Source organism: Pseudomonas sp. Irchel 3F3 (assembly GCF_900187545.1).
Lineage (GTDB): Bacteria > Pseudomonadota > Gammaproteobacteria > Pseudomonadales > Pseudomonadaceae > Aquipseudomonas > Aquipseudomonas fortuita.
In genome coordinates this window covers 318,070-335,590 of record NZ_FYDS01000005.1, presented here as the reverse complement: position 1 = coordinate 335,590, position 17,521 = coordinate 318,070, and the positions used below count along the sequence as shown (strand labels likewise).

The 17,521-nt window shown below is 60.0% G+C and carries 15 protein-coding genes and 2 pseudogenes; 9 read left to right on the top strand and 8 right to left on the bottom strand.

The window, feature by feature from the left end; all coding sequences use genetic code 11:
- Positions 1–39 precede the first annotated feature (39 nt).
- Positions 40–114, top strand: a pseudogene (locus tag CKW35_RS27920) (molybdenum cofactor biosynthesis protein MoaE); the annotation flags it as partial.
- Between the two features lie 198 nt (positions 115–312).
- Positions 313–390: pseudogene (locus tag CKW35_RS27915) on the top strand (molybdenum cofactor biosynthesis protein MoaE); the annotation flags it as partial.
- A 130-nt stretch (positions 391–520) separates the two neighbouring features.
- Here the strand turns inward: CKW35_RS27915 and rhlB are convergent.
- Both rhlB and CKW35_RS12825 read right to left on the bottom strand, forming a co-directional pair.
- Positions 521–1,984: an ATP-dependent RNA helicase RhlB gene (gene rhlB / locus CKW35_RS12830; RefSeq protein WP_070086394.1), complete on the bottom strand. Its 1,464-nt coding sequence runs from the start codon at positions 1,982–1,984 to the stop codon at positions 521–523.
- Between the two features lie 100 nt (positions 1,985–2,084).
- Positions 2,085–2,741 (bottom strand): alpha/beta hydrolase, encoded by a 657-nt coding sequence (locus CKW35_RS12825; protein ID WP_016489000.1) that lies wholly within the window; start codon positions 2,739–2,741, stop codon positions 2,085–2,087.
- A 332-nt stretch (positions 2,742–3,073) separates the two neighbouring features.
- Between CKW35_RS12825 and CKW35_RS12820 the strand changes: the two genes are divergently transcribed.
- The 4 genes from CKW35_RS12820 (at position 3,074) to CKW35_RS12805 (ending at position 7,230) form a co-directional block, all read left to right on the top strand.
- Complete coding sequence (locus CKW35_RS12820; protein ID WP_016488999.1) at positions 3,074–4,102, top strand: amino acid ABC transporter substrate-binding protein; 1,029 nt, start codon at positions 3,074–3,076, stop codon at positions 4,100–4,102.
- 66 nt (positions 4,103–4,168) lie between these two features.
- Positions 4,169–5,347 carry an amino acid ABC transporter permease gene (locus CKW35_RS12815; protein ID WP_095116055.1) on the top strand — a complete coding sequence of 393 codons (1,179 nt, stop codon included), beginning with the start codon at positions 4,169–4,171 and terminating at the stop codon, positions 5,345–5,347.
- Between the two features lie 10 nt (positions 5,348–5,357).
- Positions 5,358–6,455: an amino acid ABC transporter permease gene (locus CKW35_RS12810; RefSeq protein WP_016488997.1), complete on the top strand. Its 1,098-nt coding sequence runs from the start codon at positions 5,358–5,360 to the stop codon at positions 6,453–6,455.
- A 10-nt stretch (positions 6,456–6,465) separates the two neighbouring features.
- On the top strand, positions 6,466–7,230 hold the full coding sequence (locus CKW35_RS12805) for an amino acid ABC transporter ATP-binding protein (RefSeq protein ID WP_016498022.1): 765 nt from the start codon (positions 6,466–6,468) through the stop codon (positions 7,228–7,230).
- A 129-nt stretch (positions 7,231–7,359) separates the two neighbouring features.
- On the opposite strand, the gene algW is transcribed toward CKW35_RS12805, so the two are convergent.
- Positions 7,360–8,520, bottom strand: a complete 1,161-nt coding sequence (gene algW / locus CKW35_RS12800) for a Do family serine endopeptidase AlgW (RefSeq protein WP_016488995.1) — start codon at positions 8,518–8,520, stop codon at positions 7,360–7,362.
- A 168-nt stretch (positions 8,521–8,688) separates the two neighbouring features.
- On the opposite strand from algW, the gene CKW35_RS12795 reads away from it, so the two are divergent.
- From CKW35_RS12795 to cysN, 3 genes are all read left to right on the top strand, one after another.
- The gene (locus CKW35_RS12795) at positions 8,689–9,447 is read left to right on the top strand and encodes a Nif3-like dinuclear metal center hexameric protein (RefSeq protein WP_023048688.1); all 759 of its coding nucleotides are present in this window, start codon (positions 8,689–8,691) and stop codon (positions 9,445–9,447) included.
- A 244-nt stretch (positions 9,448–9,691) separates the two neighbouring features.
- Positions 9,692–10,609 carry a sulfate adenylyltransferase subunit CysD gene (gene cysD, locus CKW35_RS12790; protein WP_003251799.1) on the top strand — a complete coding sequence of 306 codons (918 nt, stop codon included), beginning with the start codon at positions 9,692–9,694 and terminating at the stop codon, positions 10,607–10,609.
- Between the two features lie 16 nt (positions 10,610–10,625).
- On the top strand, positions 10,626–12,527 hold the full coding sequence (gene cysN / locus CKW35_RS12785) for a sulfate adenylyltransferase subunit CysN (RefSeq protein ID WP_095116053.1): 1,902 nt from the start codon (positions 10,626–10,628) through the stop codon (positions 12,525–12,527).
- A gap of 132 nt (positions 12,528–12,659) precedes the next feature.
- Here cysN and CKW35_RS12780 read toward each other — a convergent pair whose 3' ends face one another.
- From CKW35_RS12780 to CKW35_RS12755, 5 genes are all read right to left on the bottom strand, one after another.
- Positions 12,660–13,019 carry a bacteriocin immunity protein gene (locus CKW35_RS12780; RefSeq protein WP_143499777.1) on the bottom strand — a complete coding sequence of 120 codons (360 nt, stop codon included), beginning with the start codon at positions 13,017–13,019 and terminating at the stop codon, positions 12,660–12,662.
- Positions 13,013–13,333: a hypothetical protein gene (locus CKW35_RS12775; RefSeq protein WP_016488990.1), complete on the bottom strand. Its 321-nt coding sequence runs from the start codon at positions 13,331–13,333 to the stop codon at positions 13,013–13,015. The genes CKW35_RS12780 and CKW35_RS12775 overlap by 7 nt, the downstream gene beginning before the upstream one ends.
- Positions 13,334–13,601: 268 nt before the next feature.
- Positions 13,602–13,859, bottom strand: coding sequence for a bacteriocin immunity protein (locus CKW35_RS12770; RefSeq protein WP_095116052.1), 258 nt, complete (start codon positions 13,857–13,859; stop codon positions 13,602–13,604).
- Positions 13,843–16,515: an S-type pyocin domain-containing protein gene (locus CKW35_RS28565; protein ID WP_256583388.1), complete on the bottom strand. Its 2,673-nt coding sequence runs from the start codon at positions 16,513–16,515 to the stop codon at positions 13,843–13,845. The genes CKW35_RS12770 and CKW35_RS28565 overlap by 17 nt, the downstream gene beginning before the upstream one ends.
- A 403-nt stretch (positions 16,516–16,918) precedes the next feature.
- Positions 16,919–17,398 carry an Lrp/AsnC family transcriptional regulator gene (locus CKW35_RS12755; protein ID WP_016488989.1) on the bottom strand — a complete coding sequence of 160 codons (480 nt, stop codon included), beginning with the start codon at positions 17,396–17,398 and terminating at the stop codon, positions 16,919–16,921.
- Positions 17,399–17,521: the final 123 nt, after the last annotated feature.

The window sequence follows — 17,521 nt, the reverse complement described above, 5'->3', positions numbered from 1 at the left end:
GCTCATCGGGCGGCATTTCGGACTTGATCTTGCGCCCAGAAGGAAAATACCCAGGAAGGGCCGCGGTGGGTTGAAGGCAAGCAGAGTGACCAGGATGCGGCGGGGCGCTGGTAGATTGCTGTCTGATGGCCGGGGCTTTGCCCCGGTTCGCGGGGCAAGCCCGCTCCCACAGGTTCTTTGCTGAACCCAAGGGCAGCGGAAAATCTGTGGGAGCGGGCTTGTCCCGCGAAGAGGCCGGCACAGGTCAGTGGTGTTTGCGCGTCACCGGCTTTAGCAGCTCATCGGGCGGCATTTCGCACTTGATCTTGCGCCCAGAAGGAAAACACCCAGGAAGGGCCGCGGTGGGTTGAAGGCAAGCAGAGTGACCAGGATGCGGCGGGGCGCTGGTAGATTGCTGTCTGATGGCCGGGGCTTTGCCCCGGTTCGCGGGGCAAGCCCGCTCCCACAGGTGCTTTGCTGAACCCAAGGGCAGCGGAAAATCTGTGGGAGCGGGCTTGTCCCGCGAAGAGGCCGGCACAGGTCAGTGGTGTTTGCGCGGCACCGGCTTTAGCAGTTCATCGGGCGGCATTTCGCACTTGATCTTGCGCCCCAGCAGCTCTTCGATCGCCGGCAACTGGTACGAGTCATCCTCCCCGGCAAAACTGATCGACACGCCACTGGCCCCCGCGCGGCCGGTACGGCCAATGCGGTGCACGTAGTCGTCCGGGTCTTCTGGCAGGGTGAAGTTGATCACGTGGCTGATACCATCGATATGGATGCCACGGCCGGCCACGTCGGTGGCCACCAGCACCGTGATGCGCCCTTCGCGGAAGTTTTCCAGGGTGCGGATGCGCTTGTGCTGGGGCACATCGCCCGACAGCTGGGCGGCATTGATGCCGTCGCGCACCAGTTTTTCCTCGATGCGCCGCACTTCGTCCTTGCGGTTGGCAAACACCATCACCCGTTCCCAGTTGTTCTGGGTCACCAGGTTGTACAGCAGCTTGTATTTGTCGCTACCCGCCACTGCATACACGTGCTGCTCGACCGTTTCGCTGGCCACGTTTTCCGGCTCGATCTCGACGATGGCCGGGTTGGTGGTCCACTGCTTCGCCAGGTTCATCACGTCGTCGGTGAAGGTGGCGGAGAACAGCAGGGTCTGGCGCTCGCTTTTCGGTGGTGTCTGGCGAATGATCTGGCGCACTTGTGGGATGAAACCCATGTCGAGCATGCGGTCGGCTTCGTCCAGCACCATCACCTCGACCATGTCCAGGTGCACTTCGCCGCGCTGGTTGAAGTCCAGCAGGCGGCCCGGGGTGGCCACCAGGATGTCGCAGTGGCGTGCTTCAAGGGCTTTGAGCTGCTTGTCGAAGTCCATGCCGCCAACAAAGCTCATGACGTTCAGGCCGGTGTACTTGGTCAGCGCCACGGCGTCCTTGGCGATCTGCACCACCAGCTCGCGGGTAGGGGCGATGATCAGCGCGCGTGGCTCGCCCATGTAGCGTTCCTTGGGCGGTGGCGTCTGCTGCAGTTGGGAAATGATCGAGATCAGGAACGCCGCAGTCTTGCCGGTACCTGTCTGGGCCCGGCCAATGGCGTCCTGACCACGCAGGGTATACCCCAGCACCTGCGCCTGGATCGGCGTGCAGTACGGGAAGCCCAGGTCGTGGATGGCGTGCATCAGCTCGTTGGACAGCTTGAAGTCGTGGAAGCGGGTCTTGCCTTCCTGCGGCTCGACCACGAAGTCTTCCGGTTTCCACAGGCTGGCCTGTGGCTTGGGCTTGCGCTCGCGACGCGGTTTGTCCTTGGCCGCTTTGTCGGCAGGTGGCGTAGCAGCAGCGGGTTGTTCAGCCTTTGGGGCGGGGTTGGCATGCGCTACGGCCGGTTTTGCTGCGGGCCGGGCCTCGCTGGCGGGTGCGGGCGCAGGCGGTGCCACGCTGGCAGCAGGAGCAACGGCGTGTGGCGCGGCGTCTCCCTTGCCGAATATTTTCTTGAGTGCTTTGAGCACGATCGTCTCATCAACTGATTAAGGAATGTACGCCGGGCAGTGTAATGCAAGATCCGGGCGCGGCGTAGTGGAATACTCCCACAACTACAAGAGAGCCAGCCTATTGCAGCTGTTTGCTCAACCATTCGTAGATGTCGTTCAGTTCTTCGACCACCACTTCGTGTTCCATCGGGTATTCGTGCCAGCGGGCGGCGACGCCCCAGGTGTTCAGGTACTCGAAAGCGGTGCGGCCCATGGACGGGATCACCACCGGGTCATGCACGCCATGCAGGCACAGGGCCGGGGTGCGCTGCTGGCAGGCACTCAACTGGTGCTGGTCGTTGAAGGTGGGGGCATAGGTGGACAGGGCAATCACCCCACCCAGTGCTTCTTGCCACTTTATATAGGCAGTGTGCAGCACCACCGCGCCACCTTGGGAAAAACCGGCCAGGAAGATACGGGACAGGTTGATGCCTTTGGCCTGCTCGGCCTTGATCAGGGCAACCACTTGCTCGGCCGACGCTTCCAGCTGCGCTTCGTCAATGGCGCGGGCCGGGGTCATGGCCTTGATGTCATACCAGCTGGGCATGGCATAACCGCCATTTATGGTGACTGGCCGGGTCGGGGCCTGGGGCATGATGAACCGGGTGCTGAGCAGGCGCTCCTGCATGAATTCGGCTACCGGTAGGAAGTCGTAACGGTCGGCCCCCAAACCGTGCAACCAGATCACACAGGCATCAGCGGTTTTCTGTGGTTCGAGAATCAGCGGGTTGGTCATGACTGCTCCGAAAGTGTGCGGGTCTTGTTATGGCGTGCGTGAAAAGAAGGCGCTGGAAATGATTGTCGGAAAAAGAATGTCGCAACGATACAACTTTCCCCACTTGACGAGCGCTTAAACGCTACAGCCAGAGAATCTGGTACGCGCTTTGCAATTCAATCTGCGATGCAAAGGGCAGGCCGAAACGGTAACACCCTTTGCACGCGAAGGCTGTCACAGAACAGTCCATTGCGCCAAGTGACCCAATAACAAGCCAATACGGGTCGGATACGCCTCAAAAGGGTGCGGTGCAATTCCGGCTCGATACAACAAGAGCGATTTGGAGGTTGTGAATGAAGATGTTGAAAACCACCCTGGCAGTCCTGACCGCTGCCGCCGCACTGGGCGCCGTGAGCAATGCCCAGGCAGGCGCCACCCTCGATGCGGTCAAGAAGAAGGGCTTCGTCCAGTGTGGCGTGAGCGACGGTCTTCCGGGCTTCTCGGTACCTGATGCGCAAGGCAAGATCGTCGGTATCGACGCCGATGTCTGCCGCGCCGTGGCCGCTGCCGTGTTCGGCGACGCGACCAAGGTCAAGTTCAGCCAGCTCAACGCCAAGGAACGCTTCACCGCCCTGCAGTCGGGCGAGGTCGACGTGCTGTCGCGCAACACCACCTGGACCAGCTCGCGCGATGCCGGCATGGGCCTGGTGTTTGCCGGTGTCACCTACTACGATGGGGTTGGCTTCCTGGTCAACAAGAAGCTGGGTGTATCCAGCGCCAAAGAGCTCGATGGCGCAACCATCTGTATCCAGGCCGGTACCACCACCGAGTTGAACGTGTCGGACTTCTTCCGCGCCAATAACCTGAAGTACACCCCGATCACCTTCGACACCTCGGACGAAAGCGCCAAGTCGCTGGAGTCGGGCCGTTGCGACGTGCTGACCTCGGACAAGTCGCAGCTGTTTGCCCAGCGTTCCAAGCTGGCCGCGCCGACCGACTACGTGGTACTGCCGGAAACCATCTCCAAGGAGCCACTGGGCCCGGTGGTGCGTAAAGGCGACGAGGAGTGGTTCAGCATCGTCAAGTGGACCCTGTTCGCCATGCTCAACGCCGAAGAAGCAGGCATCACCTCGAAAAATGTCGAGGCCGAAGCCAAGGGCACCAAAAACCCTGACGTCGCCCGCCTGTTGGGTGCGGATGGTGAGTACGGCAAGGACCTCAAGCTGCCCAAAGACTGGGTAGTACAGATCGTCAAGCAAGTCGGCAACTACGGTGAAGTGTTCGAGAAGAACCTGGGCCAGAGCACCGACCTGAAGATTGACCGTGGCATGAACGCCCTGTGGAACAACGGCGGCATCCAGTACGCGCCACCAGTGCGCTGATGGTTGCACCCTGCGGCGGCATCCCGCCGCTGCAGGCTGTCGAATCCCTACTGTCCGGGGCACTTCATGCAAAATCAAATCGGCGCACCCAAGGGCTTGTCCCTTAACGATCCGCGTGTGCGCGCGTGGCTGTTCCAGATCCTCACGATCGTCTTCGTGGTCGGCCTGGGCTGGTACCTGTTCCACAACACGCAAACCAACCTGCAACACCGGGGTATCACCTCGGGCTTCGACTTTCTCGACCGCAGTGCCGGCTTCGGCATCGCCCAGCACCTGATCCCCTATGTGGAATCCGACAGTTATGCGCGGGTGTTCCTCATCGGCCTGCTCAATACCCTGCTGGTCACCTTCATCGGCGTCATCCTGGCGACGGTTCTGGGCTTCATCATTGGGGTGGCTCGCCTGTCACCGAACTGGATGATCAACAAACTGGCGACCGTGTATGTGGAAACCTTCCGCAACATTCCGCCGCTGCTGCAGATCCTGTTCTGGTACTTCGCCGTGTTCCTGACCCTGCCGGGACCGCGCGGCAGCATCAACATCGACGATATGTTCTTTATCAGCAACCGTGGCCTGAACATGCCGGGCGCGTCCATGGCCGATGGCTTCTGGCCGTTCGTCGTTGCCTTGGGGGTGGCGATTGCCGCCACTGTCGTGATGGTGCGCCTGGCCAACAAGCGCTTCGACGAGACCGGCGTGCCGTTCCACAAGTTCTGGGTGGGGCTGGCGCTACTGCTCGTCATCCCGGGCCTGAGCGTGCTGTTGTTCGGCAGCCCGGTAAGCTGGGAGGTGCCGCAGCTCAAGGGCTTCAACTTCGTCGGTGGCTGGGTGCTGATCCCCGAACTGCTGGCGCTGACCTTGGCGCTGACTATCTACACGGCAGCTTTCATCGCTGAAATCGTGCGTTCTGGCATCCGTTCGGTCAGCCATGGCCAGACCGAGGCCGCGCGCTCGCTGGGCCTGCGCGAGGGCCCGACCCTGCGCAAGGTGATCATTCCCCAGGCACTGCGGGTGATCATTCCGCCGCTGACCAGCCAGTACCTGAACCTGGCGAAGAACTCGTCGCTGGCGGCCGGTATCGGCTACCCGGAGATGGTCTCGCTGTTCGCCGGCACCGTGCTCAATCAGACCGGCCAGGCTATCGAGGTGATCGCCATCACCATGAGTGTCTATCTCGCCATCAGCATCAGCATTTCGCTGCTGATGAACTGGTACAACAAGCGCATTGCGCTGATCGAGCGGTGAGGATACGCCTGTGAATGCCCATGTTTTCAAACCCGATATGCCGCCACCGGTGAAAACCGTCGGCGTGCTCGCATGGATGCGTGCCAATCTGTTCTCCAGCTGGCTCAACACGCTGTTGACCCTGTTCGCCATCTACCTGGTATGGCTGATCGTACCGCCGCTTGTTCAGTGGGCGTTGATCGACGCCAACTGGGTCGGCACCACACGCGCCGACTGCACCAAGGAGGGCGCCTGCTGGGTGTTCGTGCAGCAGCGCTTTGGCCAGTTCATGTACGGCTACTACCCGGCCGAGCTGCGCTGGCGGGTGGACCTGACGGTGTGGCTTGCCGTCATCGGCGCTGCGCCGCTGTTCATCAAGCGCTTCCCGCGCAAGGCCTTCTACGGCCTGGGCTTCCTGGTGCTGTACCCGGTACTGGCCTACACCCTGCTGCACGGTGGGTACCTGGGCCTGGAGAGCGTACCGACCAGCCAGTGGGGCGGGCTGATGCTGACCCTGGTGATCGCCACCGTGGGTATTGTCGGCGCCTTGCCACTGGGCATCCTGCTGGCCTTGGGCCGGCGTTCGAGGATGCCGGCCGTGAAGGTGGTGTGCGTGACCTTCATCGAGTTCTGGCGCGGCGTGCCATTGATCACCGTGCTGTTCATGTCGTCGGTGATGCTGCCGTTGTTCCTGCCCGAAGGCATGAGCTTCGACAAGCTGCTGCGGGCGATGATCGGCGTGATCCTGTTCCAGTCGGCGTATATCGCCGAGGTGGTGCGCGGTGGTTTGCAGGCCATCCCCAAGGGCCAGTACGAAGCTGCCGCCGCCATGGGCCTGGGCTATTGGCGTTCGATGGGCCTGGTGATTCTGCCGCAGGCGCTCAAGCTGGTGATTCCCGGCATCGTCAACACCTTCATTGCCCTGTTCAAGGACACCAGCCTGGTGATCATCATCGGCCTGTTCGACCTGCTGAACAGCGTCAAGCAAGCCGCCGCCGACCCGGCCTGGCTGGGCATGGCTACCGAGGGCTATGTGTTCGCCGCCCTGGTGTTCTGGATTTTCTGTTTCGGTATGTCCCGCTACTCCATGCACCTGGAGCGCAAGCTGGACACTGGCCACAAGCGTTAGGAGTTTCGAAATGAGTGAAGCGATCAAGCAGCCTGCCGGCCCCGAAGGCATCATCCAGATGCAGGGTGTGAACAAGTGGTACGGCCAGTTCCATGTGCTCAAGGACATCAACCTGAACGTGCGCCAGGGCGAGCGCATTGTGCTGTGCGGGCCATCCGGCTCGGGCAAGTCCACCACCATCCGTTGCCTCAACCGCCTGGAAGAGCACCAGCAGGGGCGCATCGTGGTCGATGGCGTCGAGCTGACCAACGACCTCAAGCAGATCGAGGCCATCCGCCGTGAAGTGGGCATGGTGTTCCAGCACTTCAACCTGTTCCCGCACCTGAGCATTCTGGAAAACTGCACCTTGGCGCCGATGTGGGTGCGCAAGATGCCGCGGCGCAAGGCCGAGGAAATTGCCATGCATTATTTGGAGCGCGTGCGTATTCCCGAGCAGGCGCACAAGTACCCGGGGCAATTGTCGGGTGGCCAGCAGCAGCGTGTGGCGATTGCCCGTGCGCTGTGCATGAAGCCGAAGATCATGCTGTTCGACGAGCCGACCTCGGCGCTGGACCCGGAAATGGTCAAGGAAGTGCTCGATACCATGGTGGGCCTGGCCGAAGACGGCATGACCATGCTCTGCGTGACCCACGAGATGGGTTTTGCCCGCACCGTGGCGAACCGGGTGATCTTCATGGACAAGGGGGAGATTGTGGAGCAGGCGGCGCCGGATGACTTCTTCGACCGGCCGCGCAGTGACCGGACCCGGTTGTTCCTGAGCCAGATCCTGCATTGATGCTGTTTGGGCTGCGCGGCAGCCCTTCACGGGCACGCCCGCTCCCACAGGTTTAGCGCTGGCTTTGGAGCCAGCGTAGTTCCTGTGGGAGCGGGCGTGCCCGCGAAGGGCCGCAACGCGGCCCTGGGTTTATTTCTCTTCCTGGCTGGCAGCCGGCGCCGGCGGCGGCCGCAGCCCCACCTCGGCAACCAGCTTCAACTGCTGCCCATTGCGCATCACCTCGATGGTGATCTTCTCGTTGGGTTTGATCCGCGCCACTTGGTTCATCGACTTGCGGCCATCACCGGCCGGTTCGCCGTTGATGCTCAGGATCACGTCACCCAGTTGCAACCCGGCCTTGGCCGCCGGGCCTTCGCGGAAAATACCTGCCACCACGATACCCGGGCGGTCCTTCATGCCGAACGATTCGGCCAGCTCCTGGCTCAGCGGTTGCACCTCGATGCCCAGCCAGCCACGGATCACCTGGCCGTGCTCGACGATCGACTTCATTACCTCCAGTGCCAGTTTCACCGGGATGGCGAAGCCAATGCCTTGTGAACCGCCGGACTTGGAGAAAATCGCGGTGTTGATGCCAACCAGGTTGCCATTGGCATCGACCAGCGCGCCGCCCGAGTTGCCGGGGTTGATCGCTGCGTCGGTCTGGATGAAGTCTTCGTAGTTGTTCAGGCCCAGCTGGTTACGGCCGGTAGCGCTGATGATACCCATGGTCACGGTCTGGCCAACACCAAACGGGTTGCCGATGGCCAGCGACACGTCGCCGATGTGAATGGTGTCCGAACGGCCTATGGTGATCGCCGGCAGGTTCTTCAGGTCAATCTTCAGCACCGCCAGGTCGGTTTCCGGGTCGCTGCCGATCACGCGGGCCAGGGTTTCGCGGCCATCTTTCAGGGCCACGACGATCTGGTCGGCGCCGCTGGTGACATGGTTGTTGGTCAGCAGGTAGCCCTCGGGGCTCATGATCACCGCCGAGCCCAGGCTCGACTCCCAGCGGCGCTGCTTGGGCAGGTTATCGCCGAAGAAGCGGCGGAACTGCGGGTCCTCGAACAGCGGATGTGCGCTTTTGTTCACCACCTTGGTGGTGTACAGGTTGACCACTGCAGGGGCAGCCAGTGTCACGGCGTCGGCGTACGACACCGGGCCTTGCATGATCCGCGTGGTCTGCGGTGCCTGTTGCAGGTTGACGTCCTGGCTGGGCAGGCCTACCCACTCCGGGAAGCGCTGGATGATCAGCATGGCGATCAGTACGCCGGTAAGCAGGGGCCAGCCAAAGTAACGCAAAGCCTTGAACATGAACGAATCCTGGAAAGAGCGAGGGCCAGTGGCCGCGCAGTGGGGCATGAGCGCGCGGGATCATACACCGGTTCCCCCAGTGCCGGCGACGGCCCATAATGGCCGGCATTATACGGGCGTTCCATTGGCGTTGCGCCCGAGAAAAGCGCAGTTTTCGAGGAGATTTTCATGGCCGTCGCTCTAAACACCCTGGTCGAGGAAGCCGAGCGTTACCTGGGCAGCGCGAAGATCCAGGATTATTGCCCCAATGGCCTGCAAGTAGAGGGCCGGCCGCAGGTCAGCCGTATCGTCAGTGGTGTGACCGCCAGCCAGGCGTTGCTGGATGCTGCGGTCGAGGCCCAGGCCGACCTGGTGCTGGTGCACCATGGTTACTTCTGGAAGGGTGAGAACCCGTGCATCACCGGTATCCGCCAGCGTCGTCTGAAAACCTTGCTGAACAACGACATCAGCCTGCTGGCGTTTCACCTGCCGCTGGATGTTCACCCGGAGGTGGGCAACAACGTGCAGCTGGCGCGGCAACTGGACATCACCGTCGAAGGGCCGCTGGACCCGGAGAACCCCAAGGTGGTCGGGTTGGTCGGCTCACTGGCCGAACCTGTGACTGCCCGCGATTTTGCCCGGCGGGTTCAGGAAGTGCTGGGGCGTGAGCCATTGCTGGTGGAGGGGGAGCAGATGATCCGCCGGGTCGGCTGGTGCACCGGTGGCGGGCAGGGTTACATCGACACGGCGATTACCGCCGGGGTGGACCTGTACCTGACCGGCGAGGCGTCGGAGCAGACCTATCACAGTGCGCGCGAGAATGGCGTCAGTTTCATTGCTGCCGGGCACCATGCCACCGAGCGTTACGGGGTGCAGGCACTGGGCGATTACCTGGCGCGGCGGTTTGCCGTGGAGCACCTGTTCATCGATTGCCCCAATCCCATTTGATATCAGCGTTGCCTGCTTCGCGGGCTCGCCCGCTCCCACAGGGATCGCACCAAGCCTGGGGGGCAATACCTGTGGGAGCGGGCGAGCCCGCGAAAGGGCCGGCCCTGGCAGCCCAAACCCGCAGTCATATCGTTAGACCTTTTCGATCTAGCCCGCCTCCTAAATAGAAGCAGCCGCTGTGATAAAGTGGCTCGCTCGAACACGGCCCGCAGGCCGTCCATAAGATCGTTTTTCGTGAGTAGCCATGGTCGACAAACTGACGCACTTGAAACAGCTGGAGGCGGAGAGCATCCACATTATCCGCGAGGTGGCCGCCGAGTTCGACAACCCGGTGATGCTGTACTCGATCGGCAAGGATTCCGCCGTGATGCTGCACCTGGCGCGCAAGGCCTTCTTCCCGGGCAAGCTGCCGTTCCCGGTGATGCACGTCGACACCCAGTGGAAATTCCAGGAGATGTACAGCTTCCGCGACAAGATGGTCGAGGAAATGGGCCTGGAACTGATCACCCACGTCAACCCTGAGGGTGTGGCGCAGGGCATCAACCCGTTCACCCATGGCAGCTCCAAGCACACCGACATCATGAAGACCCAGGGCCTGAAGCAGGCACTGGACAAGCATGGTTTCGACGCCGCCTTTGGTGGCGCGCGCCGCGACGAAGAGAAGTCGCGGGCCAAAGAGCGTGTGTATTCGTTCCGCGACAGCAAGCACCGCTGGGACCCGAAGAACCAGCGCCCCGAGCTGTGGAACGTGTACAACGGCAAGGTCAACAAGGGCGAGTCGATCCGCGTGTTCCCGCTGTCGAACTGGACCGAGCTGGACATCTGGCAGTACATCTACCTAGAAGGCATCCCGATCGTGCCGCTGTACTTCGCCGCCGAGCGTGAAGTCATCGAGAAGAACGGCACCCTGATCATGATCGACGACGAGCGTATCCTCGAGCACCTCTCCGAGGAAGAGAAAGCCCGTATCGTCAAGAAGAAGGTGCGTTTCCGTACCCTCGGTTGCTACCCGTTGACGGGGGCTGTCGAGTCGGAAGCCGAAACGCTGACCGACATCATTCAGGAAATGCTCCTGACGCGCACTTCCGAGCGCCAGGGCCGGGTCATCGACCACGATGGCGCCGGTTCCATGGAAGACAAGAAACGTCAGGGCTACTTCTAATTTTCAGGGTTACTCCATGTCGCACCAATCCGATTTGATCAGCGAAGACATCCTCGCTTATCTGGCTCAGCACGAGCGCAAAGAACTGCTGCGTTTCCTCACCTGTGGCAACGTGGATGACGGCAAGAGCACCCTGATAGGGCGCCTGCTGCACGACTCGAAGATGATCTACGAGGACCACCTCGAAGCCATCACCCGTGATTCGAAGAAAGTCGGCACTACCGGCGAAGAAGTCGACCTGGCACTGCTGGTCGACGGCCTGCAGGCCGAGCGCGAGCAGGGCATCACCATCGATGTCGCCTACCGCTACTTCTCCACCGCCAAACGCAAGTTCATCATCGCCGACACCCCTGGCCACGAGCAGTACACCCGCAACATGGCCACCGGTGCGTCCACCTGTGACCTGGCGATTATCCTGGTCGATGCCCGCTATGGCGTGCAGACCCAGACCCGCCGCCACAGCTACATTGCCTCGCTGCTGGGCATCAAGCACATCGTGGTCGCAGTCAACAAGATGGACCTGAAGGGCTTCGATGAAGGCGTCTTCGAGTCGATCAAGGCCGACTACCTGAAGTTTGCCGAAGCCATCAACCTGACCCCGAGCAGCCTGCACTTCGTACCAATGTCGGCGCTCAAGGGCGACAACGTGGTCAACCACAGCGAGCAATCGCCGTGGTACGCCGGCCCGACGCTGATGGAAATCCTCGAAACCGTCGAGGTTGCGGCCGACCGCAACTTCACCGACCTGCGCTTCCCGGTGCAGTACGTGAACCGCCCGAACCTGAACTTCCGCGGCTTCGCCGGCACCATCGCCAGTGGCGTGGTGCACAAGGGCGACGAAATCGTCGTGCTGCCGTCGGGCAAGAGCAGCCGCGTCAAGTCCATCGTCACCTACGAAGGTGAGCTGGAAAACGCCGGCCCAGGCCAGGCCGTGACCCTGACCATGGAAGACGAGATCGACATCTCCCGTGGCGACCTGCTGGTACATGCCGACAACGTGCCGCCAGTGACCGATCAGTTCGACGCCATGCTGGTGTGGATGGCCGAGGAGCCAATGCTCCCGGGCAAGAAGTACGACATCAAGCGCGCCACCAGCTATGTGCCGGGCTCGATTGCCAGCATCACCCACAAGGTCGATGTGAACACCCTGGAGCAGGGCGCTGCCAGCGCGCTGCAGCTGAACGAGATCGGCCGCGTGAAGGTAGCGCTGGACACCTCGATCGCCCTGGACGGCTACGACAGCAACCGCACCACCGGTGCGTTCATTGTCATCGACCGCCTGACCAACGGCACCGTCGGTGCCGGCATGATCATCGCGCCACCCGTTCTGCCACACGGCAGCACCGGCCAGCATGGCAAGCAGGCCCACGTGTCTACCGAAGAGCGCGCCCTGCGCTTCGGCCAGCAGCCAGCCACCGTGCTGTTCAGCGGCCTGTCCGGTGCTGGCAAGAGCACCCTGGCCTATGCCGTGGAGCGCAAGCTGTTCGACATGGGCCGTGCGGTGTACGTGCTGGACGGCCAGAACCTGCGCCACGACCTGAACAAGGGCCTGCCGCAAGACCGCGCCGGCCGCACCGAAAACTGGCGCCGCGCCGCCCATGTGGCGCGCCAGTTCAACGAAGCCGGCCTGCTGACCCTGGCTGCGTTCGTGGCCCCGGATGCCGAAGGCCGCGAACAGGCCAAGGCCCTGATCGGCAAAGACCGCCTGGTGACGGTGTACGTACAGGCTTCGCCGCTGGCTTGCCGCGAGCGTGACCCGCAAGGCCTGTACGCGGCCGGTGGCGAAAACATCCCGGGCGAAAGCTTCCCGTTCGATGTGCCGCTGGATGCCGACCTTGTGATCGACACCCAGGCCACCAGCGTGGATGAAGGTGTGAAACTGGTGCTGGACGTGCTGCGTCAGCGCGGCGCGATCTAAGCGCTGGCCTGCAAGAAAAAACCCGCTTCGGCGGGTTTTTTTATGCGCGTAATCCTTGGGTTGTGCGGAGCCTTTAAGACCAACCGCTTTGTTGAGAATCTGAAAGTTTGCGCGATCACTGTAGGAGCGGCTTTAGCCGCGAACACCGGCAGAGCCGGTGCCATGTACCGCCGCTGGCAAAGGTTCTTCGCTAAGCCTCTGAGCTGCATCCAGACCTGGCAGGCTAGTTAATTTTAATTCTGAACACTGCAAGACCCTTGACGCTCTCCATTCCAAGACGCGCGCCATGACCTGCTCGGCGCATCTTCCCCGATCTTCCTCGGGGTAATAGATAAGGTCAGCGCCATCAGGATGTTCAACCACTTCGATAAAGTGTTCCAGCAATCGATCCTGCCAAGCACGCGAGCCTGTCGCCTGAATCAACGCCTCAACAATCAGCCGGAACTCATCGTATGAATAGTCGGCCAGGCAGTGTTTCAGCCTGATCACCATGGCGTCTCCGATGACAGCGCGTATTGCATGGCGCTCATGATCCGCAGGTTTTCAGCGTCGTACATCAACCCACCCCACTCGGGCGGGTTCAGCTGGCCTATCTGATAAGAACGCAGACCCTTTACCGTCTCATGGAATGGCGCCCGAGGGGGCCAGCCTTTCTTGAGGCGGTTGAGTTGGGCGGGGATGAATTGCTGGCTGTAGACTGGGTCTTCTGCGATCGCCAGCCAGAAGGATTGGGAGAAATGGTCGAAGCTGTGGAATGTCCGACCTTCGAGTTTACGGATGATGAATTCTGGAAGAAGGCTGGCCATAGAGTCGTCCCTGAGTTGAAGGCAGGGAAAGTGTGCCTGGGGACGAGTTTTATTTATGTCAGAGGTAGGCTGTATGTCAGTAGGAACGTTCCCGGTGATTGGAAGGAGTTTTCTTAGGTACGCTTTTCCTACACGGGAATTTGCCTTTTTTTATTTACCGTTTCGTAGGGCAAGCTCCCGGTTGGATTCAATAAATTGTTTTAGGCGTTTCTCCAGAATATCCGGTCCGAATAGATTGAGACCCTGGGTTATCAGGGTCTCAATCTATTTAGTTGGCTTTGAAACCCACTTTGCCATTGGCCAGGCGCCAGGTTTCGACGATTTCAAGTACTTGTTCAGGCTCGCCCCGGTTGCTGCCTTGCGGTCTAAAAAACAGGTCACTCCCAGACGGATGCTCGGTAATTTTCTCAAAAAGCTCGATCAAAGGTACTAGTACGTTGTCTGGCTCATCCTCGATAGCTGTATTAATCATTTGGAGGAAAGCAAGGAACTCTTGCTTTGTGTAATCTTCAAATTTGTTTTTCAAGATTGCTTTTTCCATAGTGAATATGATTGTGAGCTTTGGGTGTCAAAATTATTAAATTGTCCATATCATATACGCCTCCCTGCTTGCTGATTGGTACAACGTGGTGAATTTCGTGAGAGCGTTTGCTCATGTACTCATCATCTCTGTCGACCCAGGGCGAATATCCGTGTTTTTTCATTCGACGGATGTCTTGGGGGCTAAACTGCTTGGACAGCTCGGGGTCATTAGCCACCGCCTTCCAAAACTGCCGTCGGAACGCGTCAAAGCTCCCGTATTCATTCCCTCTGAGAAGATCAGCAATCTGGGCAGGAATTGGAGCCCCTTCGAGGCTGGCTGCCGATGTACGCCATGTATCTGATACCTGCGCACCATTTCCGGTCGATGTACCTGCCTCGTATCGCGGGCTTTTGAACACCACCAGAATAGGCGGTAAACCCGAGTCCATGGGGAAGGTGATGATCAGTCGTTCCTGGTCCAGCAAGTCCAGCGCCGGGTAACCCTCTGTTTCGGCATTGACGGGGTTCAGGGTACTGCCGGTGTAAATGACGGTACCTTGCGGTACTTGCGGCAAGCTAGTGGAGCTTCCTGCTTCAGCACCGGGCGCCAGTGCAGGTGTCCACGTCAATATCCGCTGAGGATTGGTAAGGGCCAGACTGTAGACTTGCCGTTCCCTATCGAATTTCGCTACGCGGACCGGCACCGGCTTGCCCCCGGGTATCACGTACAGATTCAGGTCATCCGCAGTCTCGCTACCGGCCAACAGGTATGGGAGGTCGACACTGCGGGACGACAGTGCGAGGGCTTCGAGATCGGGCCCGCCTGGGGATGAGAGGTCCTGCAACGGGATGCTGGTCAGGTAGCGGCGGTCACTATTACCCAAGCTCGATGGCCAGGCCATTGCCAACGTGGCGATAAGCGCTTGGGCTGCGCCAGAAGCCGCCAAGCCAGTTACAGCTGAACGTATGGCGGTTTTCAAGCCTTCATGCGCAGTTGCAGGGTTACCGAAAGATGAGGGCCCCACAGGCACCACGAGTGGCAGTGAAGCGGCGGTGTGGCCTAATGCGAACGTAATACGTGACCGCTCGATTTCCTCCTGTATGCGTAAGGCCTCACGTTTTTGCTTTGCCTCGTTCTCCCGGCGCGCAGCGGCTTCCAAGCGCGCTGCTTTTTTTGCCTGGCGCTCAGCTCTGTCGTTCTCAACGGCCTCGCGGGCGTTGCGATCCGCCTCAAGTTTTCGGGCTTTTTGTTCGGCTCTCGCTTCTGCTTTGGCTAGCTGAGCCTGTTCTCTGGCCTGGCGCTGAGCAGCGGCTTTGTCCGCTGCCTCCTTGGCCCTGCGCTCGGCTTCGGCTTTCTGCCTGGCTTTTGTAGCCTTTCGTTCGGCAGCGGGTTTCTCGATGGCCTGCAACTGGCCAGGTACGAGTCTGTAGATAAAGCGTTCGTCCTTCGCCTTGCGTTCGGCCTGCAGTCGTGCCGCTTCCTGCGTTGCAACCAGTGCTTGTTGTCGAGCAGCTTCATCTGCTGCGGCCTGGGCCTGCTGATTTGCCGCCTGATCGCTGATGTGCCTCGTCAGCAAGTGCTCAACTGCTACTGCACGATGCGCCAGATTTTGTGTGCCCCTCGTATAAACGTCCAGGAAATGGATCGACTCGCTCAGGGCAAGCGCTTGATGGTATTCCTTCCAGCGTGGGCCGGCGCGACGCAATCTCTGCTCATCCACCAGATGCAAAAGCCCTTCGAGTTGCGGTTTTGACAGAGGAGCATTGATGCGAGGATTTCGATCTTGAAAGTGTGGGATCTGCGATTGCTTGGCGTGCCTCAGCGCGGCGGCTTTGGATAAATACGCTTGGAGCGTTTGTACCAGGGTGAGGGAGTCGTCAATGCGGGTTTGCCCGTTTAGCTCATGCTGCAAAACGTTCGGCAGGCAGTCAAAATGCACTTGCCGCTCAGTGTGAATCTGGGCTGTTCTGCGTGCTATAGCCTGCGGCAGATTCAGGGGTTGGCGGTCAATTTCTGCTTGGTCTACATGTGCTGCCAGCGCCGCCAATTCGTCAGCGAGCGCTTGATGCTTAAGGGCGTCGAGGTGCAAGCGGTATGCCCCATCCCACGACCTTTGCAGCTTGGTCGCCCACTCCACACCCAGCGCTTCACCCGTGGTCGCCGCGAAGAAGCCCGGGTCCAGAAATCGGCTCATCATTGAGTCGCCACGCTTGTAGAAAGCCGGTGCGCCAAAGTAACTGTTTGCATCGGGCAGTTTCTGTAGATAGGCATCACGGAGCTGACTGATACGTGAGGTGAGGATTTGCTGTTCTGCTGCTGCAGGTGATGAAGCGTTAGATGAATTTAGGGCTTCAGCTTTGATCTGAGATTTCAAAGCATTGATGGTTTCAGGAAGCTGGTTTAGTTCCTGGGCATACTTGTCTGAATAGTCTCTCTCGGTTACCTGAAATTCTTCCGTTAGCACTCTGCGTGTAGAAATCACTTGTGCTATATCTTTTTTGGTCGGGCTGGTTCCGCGTGGAGCACCATCGCTTAGCCCCCAACCACCTGGGCCCGGCCCGCCTCCACCCCCGCCAATGAAAGCGAGTTCACTACCTGTCGGTGCTTGCGCACTGATGTACAGCGCCTCATCGAGATAATAGGTATTGTCCTGTGCCATGTAGATTTTCCTCGTCACTACATGGGTCAGCGTTACGTATATAGAATTCGCGGTATGTCAGCTGCGGCCGGTCAATCAGTAGGAAGCTTCCTGCTGCTCGGAGAGATCTGTCTTGGAGGTGTTTTTCCGATACCGGTATTCTCATTTCTCATTTAGCGGCTTGTAGGCAAACTCGAGCAGATATCCTTTAGCGGCCTTGACCGCTGATCGGCTCTCCCACTATCAGCAACGGGCGCTTAGTCTCGTCGAAACCTTGCACGCCCCCTTTTCATAAACCTCGGCGCCTCGCACATCCGGGCGCACCGAAGCGACTACCTCGACGGTCTTGCGCTCTTCGATAACCTAGTCAAGGAAGCATTTGGCCAGGCCGGCGGTGGAGCGTTTTTAGTGCTCGGAATTTGTCTTAAATATGTTTCTCTGACACTGGTATCACCCGTTTCTCCTTCACCGCCTTGTAGGAAAAACTCGAATAGATCTCCTTCACCCCCGGCAGGCGTTGCAGCACTTCACGGGTGAATTCCCCGAACGACTCCAGGTCCCGCGCCAGGATCTCCAGCAAAAAGTCATAGCGCCCGGAGATGTTGTGGCAGGCGACGATTTCGGGAATCTCCATCAGCCGCTGCTCGAACGCCAGCGCCATGTCCTTGGTGTGCGAGTCCATCATGATGCTGACGAACGCGGTCACGCCAAACCCCAGTGACTTGGGCGAGAGGATGGCCTGGTAGCCGGTGATGTAGCCGTTGTCTTCCAGCAGTTTGACCCGACGCCAGCAGGGCGAGGTGGTTAACGCTACCTGGTCGGCGAGTTCGGCAACGGTCAGGCGGGCATTGTCCTGCAAAGCGGCGAGCAGGGCGCGGTCGGTGCGGTCGAGGCTTGAAGGCATGTTTTGCCCTCCTGGTCCGTTGATTGTTGTTTTTATTCCAGCAAGCACGCAAATGCGTGGGCTATTTTGGAAAAAATCGGGCAGCTCGGTGGCATAAGCTTATAACAAACCACAAGAGGCTGT